Source organism: Microbulbifer aestuariivivens (assembly GCF_039545115.1).
GTDB classification, from domain to species: domain Bacteria; phylum Pseudomonadota; class Gammaproteobacteria; order Pseudomonadales; family Cellvibrionaceae; genus Microbulbifer; species Microbulbifer aestuariivivens.
Genome location: NZ_BAABRT010000005.1, coordinates 44,191 through 58,520 on the forward strand (window position 1 = coordinate 44,191; position 14,330 = coordinate 58,520).

13 protein-coding genes are annotated in these 14,330 nt (G+C 60.1%); 3 read left to right on the forward strand and 10 right to left on the reverse strand.

Translation table 11 applies throughout. The annotated features are described in order from the left end of the window. Positions 1–48: 48 nt before the first annotated feature. The 10 genes from ABEA58_RS04275 to gshB form a co-directional block, all read right to left on the reverse strand. Positions 49–1,632 (reverse strand): tetratricopeptide repeat-containing sulfotransferase family protein, encoded by a 1,584-nt coding sequence (locus ABEA58_RS04275; RefSeq protein ID WP_345549179.1) that lies wholly within the window; start codon positions 1,630–1,632, stop codon positions 49–51. 138 nt (positions 1,633–1,770) lie between these two features. Beyond that, positions 1,771–4,008, reverse strand: a complete 2,238-nt coding sequence (locus ABEA58_RS04280; RefSeq protein WP_345549181.1) for a TonB-dependent receptor — start codon at positions 4,006–4,008, stop codon at positions 1,771–1,773. A gap of 691 nt (positions 4,009–4,699) precedes the next feature. Next, entirely contained in the window at positions 4,700–5,941 is a 1,242-nt protein-coding gene (locus ABEA58_RS04285) for a heme biosynthesis HemY N-terminal domain-containing protein (RefSeq protein WP_345549183.1), read from the reverse strand. Beyond that, on the reverse strand, positions 5,938–7,293 hold the full coding sequence (locus ABEA58_RS04290) for a uroporphyrinogen-III C-methyltransferase (protein ID WP_345549184.1): 1,356 nt from the start codon (positions 7,291–7,293) through the stop codon (positions 5,938–5,940). The genes ABEA58_RS04285 and ABEA58_RS04290 overlap by 4 nt, the downstream gene beginning before the upstream one ends. Before the next feature lie 113 nt (positions 7,294–7,406). Continuing rightward, positions 7,407–8,228 carry a uroporphyrinogen-III synthase gene (locus tag ABEA58_RS04295; RefSeq protein WP_345549185.1) on the reverse strand — a complete coding sequence of 274 codons (822 nt, stop codon included), beginning with the start codon at positions 8,226–8,228 and terminating at the stop codon, positions 7,407–7,409. A 5-nt stretch (positions 8,229–8,233) separates the two neighbouring features. Then, positions 8,234–9,151 (reverse strand): hydroxymethylbilane synthase, encoded by a 918-nt coding sequence (gene hemC, locus ABEA58_RS04300; RefSeq protein ID WP_345549187.1) that lies wholly within the window; start codon positions 9,149–9,151, stop codon positions 8,234–8,236. Between the two features lie 87 nt (positions 9,152–9,238). Beyond that, positions 9,239–9,661, reverse strand: coding sequence for a Holliday junction resolvase RuvX (gene ruvX, locus ABEA58_RS04305; protein WP_345549188.1), 423 nt, complete (start codon positions 9,659–9,661; stop codon positions 9,239–9,241). Between the two features lie 98 nt (positions 9,662–9,759). Beyond that, on the reverse strand, positions 9,760–10,344 hold the full coding sequence (locus ABEA58_RS04310; protein WP_345549189.1) for a YqgE/AlgH family protein: 585 nt from the start codon (positions 10,342–10,344) through the stop codon (positions 9,760–9,762). Positions 10,345–10,378: 34 nt separating this feature from the next. Next, a complete protein-coding gene (locus tag ABEA58_RS04315; RefSeq protein WP_345549191.1) occupies positions 10,379–11,287 on the reverse strand; it encodes an energy transducer TonB in 909 nt (302 codons plus the stop codon). A gap of 64 nt (positions 11,288–11,351) precedes the next feature. Continuing rightward, the gene (gene gshB / locus ABEA58_RS04320) at positions 11,352–12,308 is read right to left on the reverse strand and encodes a glutathione synthase (protein WP_345549194.1); all 957 of its coding nucleotides are present in this window, start codon (positions 12,306–12,308) and stop codon (positions 11,352–11,354) included. Positions 12,309–12,674: 366 nt separating this feature from the next. Here gshB and pilG point away from each other — a divergent pair, with 366 nt between their 5' ends. The 3 genes from pilG (at position 12,675) to ABEA58_RS04335 (ending at position 14,245) form a co-directional block, all read left to right on the forward strand. Further along, positions 12,675–13,070: a twitching motility response regulator PilG gene (pilG, locus tag ABEA58_RS04325; RefSeq protein ID WP_345549195.1), complete on the forward strand. Its 396-nt coding sequence runs from the start codon at positions 12,675–12,677 to the stop codon at positions 13,068–13,070. Positions 13,071–13,322: 252 nt separating this feature from the next. After that, positions 13,323–13,685: a twitching motility response regulator PilH gene (gene pilH / locus ABEA58_RS04330; RefSeq protein ID WP_345549197.1), complete on the forward strand. Its 363-nt coding sequence runs from the start codon at positions 13,323–13,325 to the stop codon at positions 13,683–13,685. A gap of 17 nt (positions 13,686–13,702) precedes the next feature. Further along, positions 13,703–14,245, forward strand: coding sequence for a chemotaxis protein CheW (locus tag ABEA58_RS04335; RefSeq protein WP_345549199.1), 543 nt, complete (start codon positions 13,703–13,705; stop codon positions 14,243–14,245). Positions 14,246–14,330: the final 85 nt, after the last annotated feature.

Below are 14,330 nucleotides of genomic sequence, written 5' to 3' on the forward strand. Positions count from 1 at the left end.
ATTGTCACAAGGCGATGGGGGTATTGAGCCTGCAAATCGGCTGCTGATTTAATCGTCTAAAGGAATTCCTGCAAGCTGAAGCCGTTCCCGCAATGGTTCCAGCTGCTCCGAAAATTGACGCCATCGACCGAGGGATTGACGGTGCATCGGCTGTCGGACCTGCGCCGCACTGGCGGTCGCGGATGCACCGGGGGTGTGGTGAAACTCCAGACAGCTAGGCTCGAAGGGCAGCCCAAGCCTGTCGATCAGTGTGCGGGTCTGGGTTTCCTGCGCCTGAACCAGGGTGTCGTAGTCGACTTCAATCAACCGATCTCCAAGCAGGTTGCGCCAGTGAGCCATCAGGCGGTGATAGCCAATGTAATAGTCTGCAAGCTCTTCCAGCGTGTAGCTGAAAGGGTAGGCATCTGCGAACAGCTGTTTGTACATGGCGAAGCAGCTGTCCATGGGATTGCGACGGACATGCACCAGTTTGGCGTTCGGGAAGGCCTTGGCCAAAAGGGGCGCGTAGAGAAAATTTGCGGGAAGCTTATCAGTGAACATCGCGCTGTGCCCCCTAAGGAAGACGATATCCCGAAGGTAATTTTCCGCGGCGGAACGTAAATCCAGTTTGGAAGCGCGCGTAGCGATATCCACGCGAAAGAGGCCGGGTTCTCGTATTTCAGCTAGGCGCTTAACCGTGAGAGGCCATTGCGCCAGCTCCCCCAGCGACTGGACCTGGCTGTGGCTGGATAGGATCCGGTCCACCAGCGTGCTGCCAGAGCGGGGCAGTCCGAAGATAAAGACCGGCGCGGCGTTGTCCGAGCGTGAACTCTCTGCGGTTGAATCAAACCAGTGCAGATCGAAGTGTTGTGCCAGGGTGTTAAACAGAGCCTGGTCGTCTCGGCCTTGATAGTGGGTATGTTGTCGCTGTAGGGCTGCGCCCTGAGCATAGTGCTCCCAAGCTTGCGGCCAGTGCTGCAGGTCCTCGTACTCTTTCCCCAAAGCATAATGGAGATAAACCCTGCTTTGCGGGGAGAGGTCGGAGTTAGTCAGCAGCGACTCCATGGCCAGACAGTGTTGAATATCTTCGGCGCTGCGGGCTTTAGCAAGCTGCCAGTGGCTGCGACAGTGGTCGGGATAGCGCTCCAGAATCCTTTCAAGATTAGCTACTGCCCGCTGCTTTTGGCCGACAAACAACTGAATGGCAGCGGCATTCGAGAGGATGGCGGCATCGTTAGGGGCCAGTTTAGCAGCGTGATGAATCAGCGGCTCCGCAGTTTCCTGCTTGCCGATATGGCTGTAAATCGTGGCGAGGAGATCCAGCTGTTTGGAGTTCAGCTGTGCGGACTCAATACACTGTTCCGCCTCAGCTTCCGCTGCTGCATGATGTCCGGCCTGAACAAGGCAGCGGGCTTTCTGGATGCGAGCATCGAAGCGCTTAGGGTCAATCTTAAGTACTGTGTCAAAGGCGCGCAGTGCCATGTCGATCTTGCCCGCTTCTGCTGAGGCGAGTCCCAGAACGAGATGCGCATCCGCCTGACGGGGTGCGTGTTTGAGAATCTCGATACAGAGTGCGGTTGCAGTACGCCAATCCTTGCGCGCTAACGCGTCATGTACCAGATTCAGCTTTGCTTGGATGTCTGGCTGGGCCATGGTTACCTCGGCAAGGGGGGAGAGTTGGGGATTTTTGGGTATTTTTGGGGATGTGGAGGAAAGGCATTATAAGTCTGGAATAAAAAGGCGGGGCATAGCCCCGCCTCACGACCGGTTAAAAGAGTCTAGAGAGTTGGATTAGAACTCGTAAGCAACACTCAGGCCGAGTGTGCGAGGCTGGCCCACATAGTAGAACTGGCCTCGTTCACCATAGCGCTTTTCACTGCGCACGCCGGAAAAGTAGTACTCATTGGTGACATTATCGGCGAACAGGGATGCGCGCCACTGGTCCAGGCGGTAGTCGGCGGACAGGTTGGCTATTACATAGTCGTCAAGCGTTTCGTTGTCGAAGTTGTCGCCGAAACTGTTGAGACGCGTTTGAATATCATCCTTGTAGTAGGCGTTACCGCGCAGTGTCAATTCGCCAGTGGGTACTTCAATTGCGTAGTCAAAGCCGATATTGGCCTGCAGGAGGGGGACGCCGGGGAAGCGGTTGCCGTCGATGCCCCCAATTTCCGCTGCGTCCCCTTTCAGGGCGTGGTCGTAGTAGGTAATCCAACCGCTCAGTGTCAGGTTATCGGTCACCGCTGCCTGGGTGGAGAGCTCTACGCCTCTGATCTCGCCCCGGCTGGCATTCTTGGTGATATTGATGGCCGCTTCCTGGGACTTGGTGGGCACCTGCAGGTCGCTCCAGTCGATGACGAACACGGCGCCGTTAAAGATCACCGCACCCTGCGCCAGGGTGGAGTGCCAGCCGAGCTCGTAATTGACGGCGGAATCGGAGGTAAAGGTCCTCTCGCTGTCAAGCAACTGGGGTCCGGCATTGGTACCGCCGCTGCGGAAGCCTTCGGCGATAGTGGCATAAAACATGACATCATCGTTGAAGTCGTAGGCGGCATTCAGCTTGAAGACGGTATCATCGATCTTACCAGAACCACCCACGCAGTCCGGCTCGCTCTTGAGGAGGGGAAGGAAGGTGCAGTCATACGCAAACGACTCTTTTTGTGTGAAATAGCGGGCGCCCACAGTGACCTGCAGCTGGTCGTTGGCGTGGAAGGTGGTCTCGCCAAAGACCGCGTGCTCAGTGAAAGTGCCATCGGAAAAGGCCCAATATTCCAGCTCTCCATAGCCGGTATCGACACCGGCCCAGTCCTGGTAACCCGGTGTGAATTCACGGGAGTCCCCTTGCCCCTCGGATTTTTCATAGTAAACCCCGGCAATCCAGTCCAGCCACTCGGGGGAGTTGTCGTCTGTGGATAGAACGCGGGTTTCATGAACAAGGGATTTGGACTCGTCATTCTCGACGGTGAAACTCGAAAATTCCGGGAAGTCGCAGTAGTCTGGCCAGATATCAACGCACAGCAGATCGGTCTGGTCGCGGTTGCCAGTGCCCGTATATTTGGCCAGCGAGGTGGTGGAGAAGACCTCGATGGCGTCGGTGTTGAGGCCAACCTCCAGGTTGTAAAGAGTGTCCTTGTTTTCGCGGACTTCCTCGTAACGCAGGGCGGAGGCGAAATCATCACCGGTAAACTCGGGGTTTACGGCCTGGCGACCGCCAGCCTTCGAGTCCTGCACGAAGTAGTTGGCTTGTACGAAGACTTCATCACTGGGCTCCCAGCGCAGGGAAACCCGTGCGGAATTGGTTTCTTCGGTATTGGCATCGTCGACGCTGCGCTCGGCGTTACTGATACCCGGCTCGACCAATACATTCTTGTAATCCACGAAACCAGCATCATCGACCCGGGTGCCGGAAAACCGCAGTGCCAACGTATCGGACAGGGGCAGGTTGAAGACGCCGCTCACTTGGTTGGAGATGCCATCGCTCTCGCTGTTTTGATAGAGCTCGGTGCTGACGGAGCCCTCGGTGCCTTCGGTAGAGGGTTTGTTCAGAATATAGCGCAGGGTGCCTGCCATAGCGCCGCGACCGTACAGGGTGCCCTGGGGGCCGCGCAGTACTTCGACACGCTCGATATCCACCAGTTTGAAGTCGATCAGCAGTGGTGTGTCGTTAATGTAACGGGAGATGATGTCCTTGCCACCCTGGTTTTCGGATGCCTCCAAGCCACCCACGTTCATACCGCGCAGGGTTACCAGGCCATTGCTGCGGGGGCCGGCATCGATCATTTGCATACCGGGGATGAACTGAACCATCTTGGTTAGGTCGTCAACGCCTGCAGCCGCGAGATCTTCACCGGTTACCGCGGTGATGTTGTAAGGGATTTCCTGAATGGACTCGGCACGGCGGCTGGCCGTAACCATCACTTCTTCCAGAGCTTGAGACTGCTGCTGGTCATTGTCCTGTGCCTGGACGGCCAGAGGTACTGCATGGCTGGCGGCGATGGCCAGGGCAATGAGTTTCTTGTTGTATCTGATCATAAGGGTACCCTTGATGTGTCGTTGCTTAGTTGTTGTTGTGTGAGTTGTTGTTTTTATTTGTGTGTTTTTATTCGTTAAGGAATGCACTACTTTGACGTGGCTCGGGAATATGCGCACAAAAGCGGTGCGAAAATATTCGCTTTAAATAAAAGGGCGCTGTCCGCAGAGTAAAGCAGTGGCATCATTAAACAGTTACAGTTCTGAGGAAAATAGAATTTCAACACGGAAACCTACTTCGGGAACGAAAAGCCCAGGTTGTTAGTGAGGAGGCTGGCGTAGGGGCAAAGAGCTCTTTAAAGCGGGCTCTTAAAAAGTAACGCTCAATGAGTTACTTGAAAGGATAATTCTCAGCCAGCTTCAAACTCGGTAGCGGAGACTTAATTATTAAACCATTCGCTGAGGTGGTAGTCGCTTGAGCGCTGACAGAGGAGGTCGCCCGGAACGATAGTGGTTAGATACATGCGGATATTCTGCAATTAAGTACGATTTAAGGTTTTACTTTAATCTTCAGCGTTGTGCAACGGGTTAAAGTCTGTTTGCCGGTTGCTAAGCGAAGATGGATAAATTTTTGCAGTGAATGGCAGTTAAGTCGGGTTGGTGTGTCGGCTGGCGGCTGATGGGGTAAATTGGTGTTCAACCCGGAGTGCTTGGTGAGCTTTCACTCCGGGCTGATATATTTTGCTGTTTGGTTTCAGCCGTGGGCTTGCAGTGCCGGTGTGCCTTCCCCGGGCAGTGGCAGTTGCGGGAGGTCGGAGATGGCTTGCATCAGTCCTTCCTTGTAGAGCTCCGCGGCCCGATCTTTTTCCCCCAGTGCATATAACAGTCGCGCAAGTTCCGCTGAAGTGGCGGGATCGGAGCGCAGTTGCAGGCTTTTCTCAAAGGTCTGTCGCGCCTTGCCCCAGAGCTCGTTACGCAGATACAGGCGGCCGATGCAGGTGAGTAGATCGCCGCTCTCGCCATATTCCTTCACCCAGCCTTCGGCGACGGTCAGTTGCTCGCTGGCGTCGGCTCCGGTGAGGCAACCATAGAGTCGGGCCAGCTCCGGGCGCCACTCGCGGTTGAGTAGCCAGCGCAGATGTTTTTCCGCTTCCAGGTCGTCGCCGATATCGTGTAGCAGTTCGGCGTAGAGGCTGCGCAGGTTCATATTGCGCTGCCAGCGGCCGCTTAAACCCTGCCAGGTTTCGCCGAGCTTTTCCGGCGCGTGGCGGCTGACGGCTTCACGCAGCTGCTGTTGATAGACTTCGAGTTCCAGCTGCTCCATCTGCTCGTCGGGCATGTTGGCGTGCTTCTCGAGCTCGGGAAGCAGCGCGCGCAGGCGGTTCCAGTCGCCGAGCCGATAGTAGGCTTCTTTGAGGAGCTGCAATACGGCGGGGTGTTTGGGTTCCACCTGTTTGGCTCGCTCCAGGGAGGCGATGCACTGTTCGTAGTGCTTGTCGAGGAGTTGCATGCGGGCCTGGCTGAGGGCCACTGCCAGGCGGGTGTCCTCGCCGCTGCTTTCGGCCTTGGCCAGCAGTTCATTGGCTTCATCCCGGTAGCCGAGCTCGTAGGCGCTGCGGGCGGCGGCGAGATAGTTGATCAGTGGGGCATCCGATCGCGGTGCGCTTTTGAGGAGCTGGCGACGGGCGCGAGCCCAGTTGCCCTCCATAAACTCAACCAGGCCGCTGGTAAGTCGGCGCCGGGCGACCCGGTTGCGGCCATAGCGGATGCGGCTGATAGCGCCCGCGATACCGCGGTAAAGGCTGCGCAGTAACCAGATGGCCAGAAAAGCCAGCAGCAGCCCCAGGGCGAGTGCACCGATGGCGACCCACAGGTTCATCTCGATGCGCTTGCCGCCCACGGCCAGCAGCAGATATCCCGGGTAGCTGCGGATCATCTCGGCGAGGAAGGCGCCGAACAGCAGGAAGGCGAGGGCGGAGAAGAGAAAACGCTTCACGGCGTGTCACCTCCGCGTTCAGTCGGCTCTACGCCCTGGGTCTTGTGCAGACGTTCGATATAATTTTGCAGTGCGCTCTGGGAGGCGCCGAGGCTGGGCAGTTCCACTTCGATATTCAGCTCTGACAGCTCCTTGAGCTGCTCTGCCAGTACCTCTCGCTGGTGGCTGGGGATGCCGTAATCCAGCAGCAGCTGTCGCGCACGCAGCAGCGAGTCGCGGAATACGGTGTCATTCTCGCGCAGTAATGCCAGCTCGGCCTGTTCCATGTTGAGGCGCAGGCTCTGGCGGAAGCGCGCCTCGCTTTGGGGGGAGAGGAGCACCGGATCGATATCGCCATCGCGGATACGCACCGAGTCCTGCATGAATTGCAGGAAGTGGTTCCAGCTGCGGGAGAGGGGGCTCTGGTTCTGCTCACTGCTGCCATCTTCCGCGATCACTATGGTGTCGGGGGTGGCCAGGTCGAACTCTGGCTGGATGTTGGTGCGCAGCAGCTGCTCTTCCAGAGCGCGCAGGCGCAGGAAGATGCCCTCGCGGTCGATGTTGTCCACCAGTTTGAGCGCGGTGATTTCCTCGGCCAGTTGCTGGCGCACAGCGAAGAGGTCCGGAAGGTCTATGCGGCGCAGGATGCTGTCCACTTCCTCCAGCAGGCCCAGCGTGGCGCGCGTGTCCCGCTCCAGCAGGAGGCGCTGGTTGGCGAGCCGCAGTAGGTAGTCCGCCTCCGCCAGCTGCCAGTCCTTGCGGCTGACATTGCCAAGCTCACCCAGGCGGCTCGCCTGGGCGTTCAGCGCCCGCTGCATGCGGGCCATCTGCTGCTGTAACTGGGCGATAACAAGATCCTGGCGCTCGACTTCTTCCGCCAGAGCGGCGGCGGCCTGTGCGAGGGCCTGTTGCTGGGTGGGTGCAGCGGAGTTCGCCGGTTGGGCCAGTGGGGGTTGGCTTGAGGCGTTGGAGGTTGGGGAAGGGGGGCTTGGGGGCGTGGCCGGGGAGCCAGCCGCCGGCACATCGGTAGTCTGGGTTAAATCGCGGGCGCCGTTTTCGGTCTTGTGGTTGCCGGGCAGCTTGGCGCGCAGTTCGGCAAACCCCTGCTGAACCTGCGGCACCGTAAACCAGGCCAAAACGCCGGCGCCGGCAAGAATTCCTATGGTGGCCAGTAGCCACAGCCAGTGCCTGCCGCTCTTTGTCTGGCTCAACTGGCCGGCCTTGTCGGCGGACGCCTTGCTTCCACGCGCTTTTTCAGCCTTGGCAAAATTGCTTTTCGGCTCGTTTTGTTCGGTGACTGTTTTCTTGGCTGCTGGCAAGTCGCTGCTGGACGATTCGCTCGATGGGGTCTTGGCGGGTTTTTTATCAGTCATGGTGGCCGAGAAAGGTGGAAAATGTCGTCAAATTATAGCGAGTGGAGACACACGATAGTCAAAGGGTGGCGTGCAATTAAAAAAATTTACTGAAATAGGGCGGCGTAAACGGCTTATGGTCCGCTGAGGGTGTCTTCCAGGGCTTTGAGCATGGCCTGATCGCCGGCATTGGTCGCGGCGGCTGGGCGGGTGAAGCCGAGGTCACCGGCTAAGGCCGCGACCCGGGCACTGGGGCAGATCAGCGGAGTTTCGCGCAGGCTGTGCTTCTCAGCGGCGTCCACACAGCGGGCCAGGTTGTGCAGTGTCTCTCCGCTGTGCACGGTGATGGCGTCTGGCTTGTGTAGGTAAGCGCCCAGTTGGGCGGCGGCGTTTTCCGGCAGGGCCCGATGATACAGCTCGCAGTAGCGCACATCGGCGCCGCGCTGGCGCAGGGTTTCACCGATCAGCGGGCGGCCGCCGCGACCGCGGAATATCAGGACTTTGTCGTTCCCGGGGCGCTGCAGGGCGGGGAGCGCCAGCAGCGCTTCCGAGTCCATGGTGTCACCGCCGCTATGGCATGGAATACCGGCCGTAATAAGCGCGCGCGCGGTGGCGCTGCCGATGGCGTAAAAGCGTGGCCCAATGGGCAGCTGCGGCCAGTAGCTGTCGAGCCACTCAAGGCCGAAGCGCACCGCGTTGCCGGACACGAAGATGGCGTGATCCACCTGATCGAAATCGAGAATACGCTGTTTGATTGCCTGGCAGCCGCTCTCGTCCGTCACGGGCTCGATGGCCAGCATCGGAATACAGTCGGCGATGGCGCCGGCTTCCTGTAATAGCCGGCACCATTCTGCCGCCTGGGCTCTGGGGCGGGTGACGAGAATACGCCGCTGGGCGAGCGCCCCGTCAGCGGGCGACCGGTCTGTTCGCGGTCTGTTTGTGTGAGGCCTGTCCACGGCGCTCAGACAGCCGCCAGGATCCGGTCGGCACCATTGGCCAGCAGTTCCTCGGCCAGGGCAATGCCCATTGCCTCGCCTTCGCTGGCGGGGCCGCGCCGCTCGGCGCGAATCATCCGGGTGCCGTCCGGGCTGCCGACCAGTCCGCGCAGCCAGAGTTGATCGCCCTCCAGCACGGCGTAGCCGCCGATGGGCACCTGGCAGCTGCCGTTCAGGCGGCGCACCAGGGCGCGTTCTGCCACAAGGCGTGCGCTGGTGTGTTCGTGGTGCAGGGGGCGCAGCAGGGCTTCCAGCTCGGGGTCGCGGCGGCACTCGATACCGACAGCGCCCTGGCCGCCGGCGGGAAGCAGAATTTCCGGCGCCAGGAAGTCGCGGATACGCTCGCGCATTTCCAGTCGCAGCAGGCCGGCGGTGGCCAGAATAATCGCGTCGTATTCACCGGCGTCCAGTTTGGCGAGGCGTGTGTTGACATTGCCGCGGAGGAATTTGACTTGCAGGTCCGGCCGTCGCGCCAGCAGCTGGCACTGGCGGCGCAGGCTGGAGGTGCCGACCACGGCACCCTGTGGCAGTGCGTCGATATCGGCGAAGTGATTGCTCACAAAGGCGTCGCGCGGGTCTTCCCGCTCGCAGATCACCGGCAGGTGCAGCCCCTCGGGGAACTCCATCGGTACGTCCTTCATGGAGTGCACGGCAATATCGGCGCGGCCTTCCAGCATGGCCTTTTCCAGCTCTTTCACAAACAGCCCCTTGCCGCCCACCTTGGCCAGCGGTATATCCAGCAGCTGGTCGCCGCGGCTGGTCAGGGGCAGCAGCTCGACCTTTAGCTGGGGGTGGTGCTTCTCGAGTTCAGCGCGGACAAATTCGGCCTGCCAGAGTGCCAGGGCGCTCTCACGGGTGGCGATGCGGATTCGGGAAATGGACATGCTGGAATATCGGTCGCTTGGGAAATGGGCGGCAATTCTAGCAGAGAGACTCCCCGGCTGTAGCGGGGCAGATGCGAAGGCGTGCTTTCAGGAGGCGCGGGCGCGCAGCCAGTCCTCGAGAATGATGCGTGCGGCGATGGAATCGACGGGGTCCTCGGCGAAGTTGCCGCGATGACCGCGTTCGTAGGCCTCTTCCTTGGCGGCGCGGGTGCTGAGCCGTTCGTCGATAAACTCCACCGGAAGCCCGGTGCGCCCGTGCAGCCGATTGCCGAATTTGCGCGCCCGCTGGCTCAGCTCGCTCTCGCTGCCGTCCATGTTGAGAGGCAGGCCCACCAGCAGCAGGGCGGGCTGCCATTCATCAATCAGGCGCTGCAGCAGGGTCCAGTCCGGCTGCCCGTCCCTGGCGGGCAGGGGCTTAAGTTCGCGGGCGCTGTCGGTGACGCTCTGCCCATAGGCGGTGCCAATGGAGCGCGTGCCGAAGTCAAAGGCGAGGGCGGTTAGGGGTTTCATAGGCGCTTCATGACGGGTTGGTGAGGGGTGGCTGGGGATAGGGGCCTGTTGGGCGTTGCGTCTCTGTCGGCGGGGCGTAGGGCGTTATGGCAACGGCTTCAGGCATGCCCGGCCTGAGAGCCAATACCGCTCAGATCGATGCCGTGGCGCGCGGCGGCGGTATACCAGCGCTTCTCCGAAGGGGTGGCAAACAGGATCTCCGGTTCAGCCGGCAGGGTCAGCCAGGCATTCTCCAGCAGCTCCTGCTCCAGCTGGCCGCCTTCCCAGCCTGAATAGCCCAGCGCCACCAATACATCATCCGGGCCGCGGCCGGCCGCCAGTGACTCCAGAATATCCTTGGAGGCGGTCAGGCTGATGTCGTCGCTGACCGGCACTGTGGAGTCAAACTGCATGCCGGTACCGTGCAGTACAAAGCCCTGCTCCGGGGCCAGTGGGCCACCCAGCAGCACCAGCTCGCTTCCGCGCAGGCTGCGGTCGGCCAGGGACAGCTGGCGAAATACATCGTGCCATTGCACCTTGCTGGGCACGTTAAGCACGATGGCCATGGCGCCCTCGGGACTGTGCTCGCAGACAAAGGCGATGGCGTGCTGGAAGCGGGGATCCTCCATGCCGGGCATGGCCAGCAGGAACTGACCGCGCAGGCTGTTGTGGGTGAGGTCGCTGTCGATGTTTTGTCTGTGCATAAGCTCAGTTTAGTGTGGACCCGGGCTGCCTGGCTCAGCCTCTTGGCGGCGCCGCCTCCGCGGTGGTGGTAAATCCGGTCATTTCAAAGCGCCAGGTGCGGATAATCTCGAGGCGGTCGGCTTCTTTGCGGATCTCCGCTGGAAAGGGAGCAAAGGGTGACGCCAGACGCACGATCTGTTGCGCGGCGTCGTCGAGTACGGCCTCACCGGAGGATTGCAGTATACGCACCTCTTCCACGGCGCCGGTGGGCAGGAGTCGGACCATCATGCGCAGCTTACCGGTGATCTGCTGCTGCAGGGCCGCCTCGGGGAAATTGTCATTGCCAATGGCCTCCACCTTCTGGCGCCAGCCGTGCAGATATTCGGCATCGGCGGAAGCGCGCGTGGCCACCGAGGTGAGCCGCCGCACTCGCGGGCGCTGGGCGATGGTCTGGCGGATTTTGTCGAGTCGCGCCTGCAGGCTGGCGATTTCCGGGTGTGACAGCGGCAGGTCGTTGGGGGCGTTGCCTTCGCGCTCTTTGGAGGGCTTGTCCTCCGCCGTCAGTTCCGGCGCCCGCTGGGGGCTTTCGCCGATGGTGGTGACCAGCTGCCGGCGCTGATCGGCCGGGCGCGCCGCCCGCTGCTGCGGCAGGGGGTTGACCTCCCTGATCACAGTATCGGCGATCTCGGCGCGGCGGTTGGTGGAGAGTTCCCGGGGGTCCTCCGCTGTACCGCTGGCCTCCTGATTGTGCTGGGCCAGATAGTCGGCATCTTCGGGGGCTGCGGCTGTGTGGTGCTGAGCCAGGGTCACTTCGAGCGTTGGGGGCGCTTGGCTGCCCTCCGGTGCGGTGAAGGCCACACCGAAGATCACCAGGGCGTGGAAAGCTCCGGCGAGAAAAAGGGCAAACACGAAGCGATCGTGCTGGGCAGCCTGCTGCTGGTTCGGTCTGGCGGTGGAAGTCATTATTGCTTTTTTGTTACTGCTCAAATTACCGCGAGTAAGCCCGCATTGCGGGTGGGGGTAGAGTTTACCCCTTTTGTGCCAGTCGTTGTGTGATGGCGCTCATCAGCAGGGCGCCGATATCGGTGTTGAATGCCGCATCGATTTCTCGCGCACAGGTGGGGCTGGTGACGTTGATCTCGGTCAGGTAATCCCCGATCACATCCAATCCAACAAAAAGCAGCCCTTTCTCTTTCAGTGTGGGCGCCACCTGCTCGACAATCCAGCGGTCCCGGTCGGTCAGCGGGCGTGCCTCGCCGCGGCCGCCGGCAGCCAGGTTGCCGCGGGTTTCGCCGGCTTCGGGAATCCGGGCCAGGCAATAGGGCACCGCTTCACCATCGACCACCAGAATACGCTTATCGCCCTGTTTGATCTCAGGAATGTAGCGCTGGCCCATGATCTGTTTGCGGCCATGCTCGGTCAGCATCTCGAGGATCGCGCCCAGATTGGCCCCATCCGGCTTGCAGTGGAAGATGCCGCTGCCGCCCATGCCGTCGAGCGGCTTGAAGATGACATCCTGGTGGCTGGCGTGGAAGGCGCGCAGCCTGGCCATATCCCGGCTGACGATCAGGGGCGGGCAGCACTGGGGGAAGCGCGTAGCGAAAATCTTTTCGTTGCAGTCCCGCAGTGACTGGGGCTTGTTGACCACCAGGGCCCCTTCGACTTCAGCGGCTTCTAGGATATAGGTTGAATAGACATATTCATTATCGAACGGCGGGTCGACCCGCATGATGATGCTATCCAGCTCGCCGAGGGGCATTGGGGCCCGGGCACCGAGGGCATACCAATGCTCGGGGTCGTTAAACACCTGCAGCGGGCGGCCAGAGCCCATGGCCTTGCCGCCGTCGAGATAGAGGTCTGACTGCTCGAAATAATAGAGCGTAAAGCCGCTGTGCTGGGCTGCCAGCAGGAGGGCGAGGGTGGTGTCTTTCTTGAAGTTGATGTTGGCGATGGGGTCCATCACCACCCCGAGAGTATGGCTCATAGCGTGTTCCGTGCTGGCTAAATAAACGACAGGCGGCTGGGCCGGAGTCGGGATAAGGTAAGAGCTGCTCGGCGGCGGTGCAACCATTTGCCACATTCGCAGCCCCGCGCCGGATTAGGCCGCAGTTTGCGGGTACCTTACCAGCGTACCAGGTAGATTCAGTGTGGCTTCTGTGATAAAAGTTGCCATTGTTGTGCGACCTCGGCGATGGTGCCTGCCGCGATGGATGCGGGTGCCGACTGGTGAAGTCTGTCGGCGAGGCGTCCAGACCCTGACGTGGTAGACAATAAGGGTCCGCAAAATAGGGTCCGCGAAAGTCGCGGATGCGCGGCCCGAAAATAAGTAAACAGGGGATTTAAGAACACTATGGACCTGAACTGGGAAAGCCTGACGGTAATGGTGATCGACGATAGCAAGACGATTCGTCGCACCGCTGAGACCCTGCTGCAAAAAGCCGGGTGTACCGTGGTGACTGCTACGGATGGTTTCGATGCTCTGGCAAAAATCGCCGACTCGCGGCCCGATATCATCTTTGTGGACATCATGATGCCGCGTCTCGACGGTTATCAGACCTGCGCCCTGATCAAGAACAACAGCGAATTCCGCTCGACGCCGGTGATCATGCTGTCCAGTAAGGATGGCCTGTTCGACAAGGCCAAGGGGCGCGTTGTGGGCTGCGATCAATACCTGACCAAGCCATTCAGCAAGAGCGAGCTGCTCGATGCGATTTCTGCGCATGCCAAGCCGCACCACGCCGCCTGAAATATTGGCAACAGATTATGAGCATGCTGCGCTCACGGCATAGAATGTTCTTACTGAAGGCTGCGCAGCAATAATCTGCAGTCTCTCCAGGGGGGGGCTTCGGGGCTCTGCGGTTGGATCGTAAATAACGAAAAAAAGGATTGACGGGCGGCGTGGGCCGGAATTACCGGAATTGCGCCGGCAAATAACGACAACACAATATCGCCGCACCCTTGCTGGTGCGGCAGACCAAATCAAAGTTGCGGGGAACTTATGGCACGAGTACTCATTGTTGACGACTCTCCTACCGAGACTCACAAACTGACCACCATTCTTGAAAAAAACGGCCACGCGGTGATCACTGCCACCAATGGCGAGAACGGTGTGGATGTGGCGCGGCAGCAGCGCCCTGACGTAATCCTCATGGATATCGTTATGCCGGGACTGAATGGCTTTCAGGCCACTCGTCAGTTGAGCAAAAACGGCGATACCAGCGGTATCCCGATCATTATGGTTACCACCAAAGACCAGGATACCGACCGGGTCTGGGGGATGCGCCAGGGCGCCCGCGCCTACCTGACCAAGCCTGTGGACGAGAGTAAGCTGCTCGGCACCATTGAGGAGGTGTTGGCCTAGGCCAGCCACAAAAACCTGTGCAGTCAAACAAGACTCCCTATCTCGCGCTGGTTGAAATGGCCGCGCGCGCCAAGGCTCAGGTCGGAGGCCTGCCTGGGCGTCAGGAGGTTAAGCCGTACTGGAGTGGTGTCGGTTTTTCTCTTCTCGGGCACAAGTTTGTGGTGCCCATGGACGATGTTGCGGAACTGCTTGAAGTTCCGCAGCACACTTTTATTCCCGGTGTGCAGCCCTGGGTGCGCGGGGTGGCCAACGTGCGTGGCCGCCTGCTGCCCCTGTTCGACATGACGGCCTTTTTTGGTGGCCCAATGCGCACAACCCGCCAGCGACGGCGTGTGCTGGTGATCGAGTGGGGTAAGGTCTACGCCGGATTGATCGTCGACGAGCTGCACGGCATGCAGCACCTCGCCCTTGAGTATGCGGATCACGCTCCCAGCGACTTGACCGAGCCGTTTGCCCCGATGGTCAATGGCCAGTTCAAGCTGCAGCAGGATCGCTGGCTGGTTTTTGATGTTCGCGCGCTTCTCGATGATTTTCAGTTTATGGACGTTGCCGCTCACTAGTGGCGCGTTACCCGGTCGCTTCCGCCGGGTTTGCAATGGGGGTGGCAGAGGTTGGCAGATTGCGCCGGTATTCGGCAGCTGCAAT

Excerpts from the sequence above, each read along its gene's own strand:
- pilH (WP_345549197.1), top strand. The coding sequence starts at position 13,323 with ATGGCACGAGTACTCATTGTTGACGACTCTCCTACCGAGACTCACAAA.
- hemC (WP_345549187.1), bottom strand. The coding sequence starts at position 9,151 with ATGTCCATTTCCCGAATCCGCATCGCCACCCGTGAGAGCGCCCTGGCA.
- gshB (WP_345549194.1), bottom strand. The coding sequence starts at position 12,308 with ATGAGCCATACTCTCGGGGTGGTGATGGACCCCATCGCCAACATCAAC.
- pilG (WP_345549195.1), top strand. The coding sequence starts at position 12,675 with ATGGACCTGAACTGGGAAAGCCTGACGGTAATGGTGATCGACGATAGC.
- ABEA58_RS04280 (WP_345549181.1), bottom strand. The coding sequence starts at position 4,008 with ATGATCAGATACAACAAGAAACTCATTGCCCTGGCCATCGCCGCCAGC.
- ABEA58_RS04275 (WP_345549179.1), bottom strand. The coding sequence starts at position 1,632 with ATGGCCCAGCCAGACATCCAAGCAAAGCTGAATCTGGTACATGACGCG.
- ABEA58_RS04310 (WP_345549189.1), bottom strand. The coding sequence starts at position 10,344 with ATGCACAGACAAAACATCGACAGCGACCTCACCCACAACAGCCTGCGC.
- ABEA58_RS04290 (WP_345549184.1), bottom strand. The coding sequence starts at position 7,293 with ATGACTGATAAAAAACCCGCCAAGACCCCATCGAGCGAATCGTCCAGC.
- ruvX (WP_345549188.1), bottom strand. The coding sequence starts at position 9,661 with ATGAAACCCCTAACCGCCCTCGCCTTTGACTTCGGCACGCGCTCCATT.
- ABEA58_RS04315 (WP_345549191.1), bottom strand. The coding sequence starts at position 11,287 with ATGACTTCCACCGCCAGACCGAACCAGCAGCAGGCTGCCCAGCACGAT.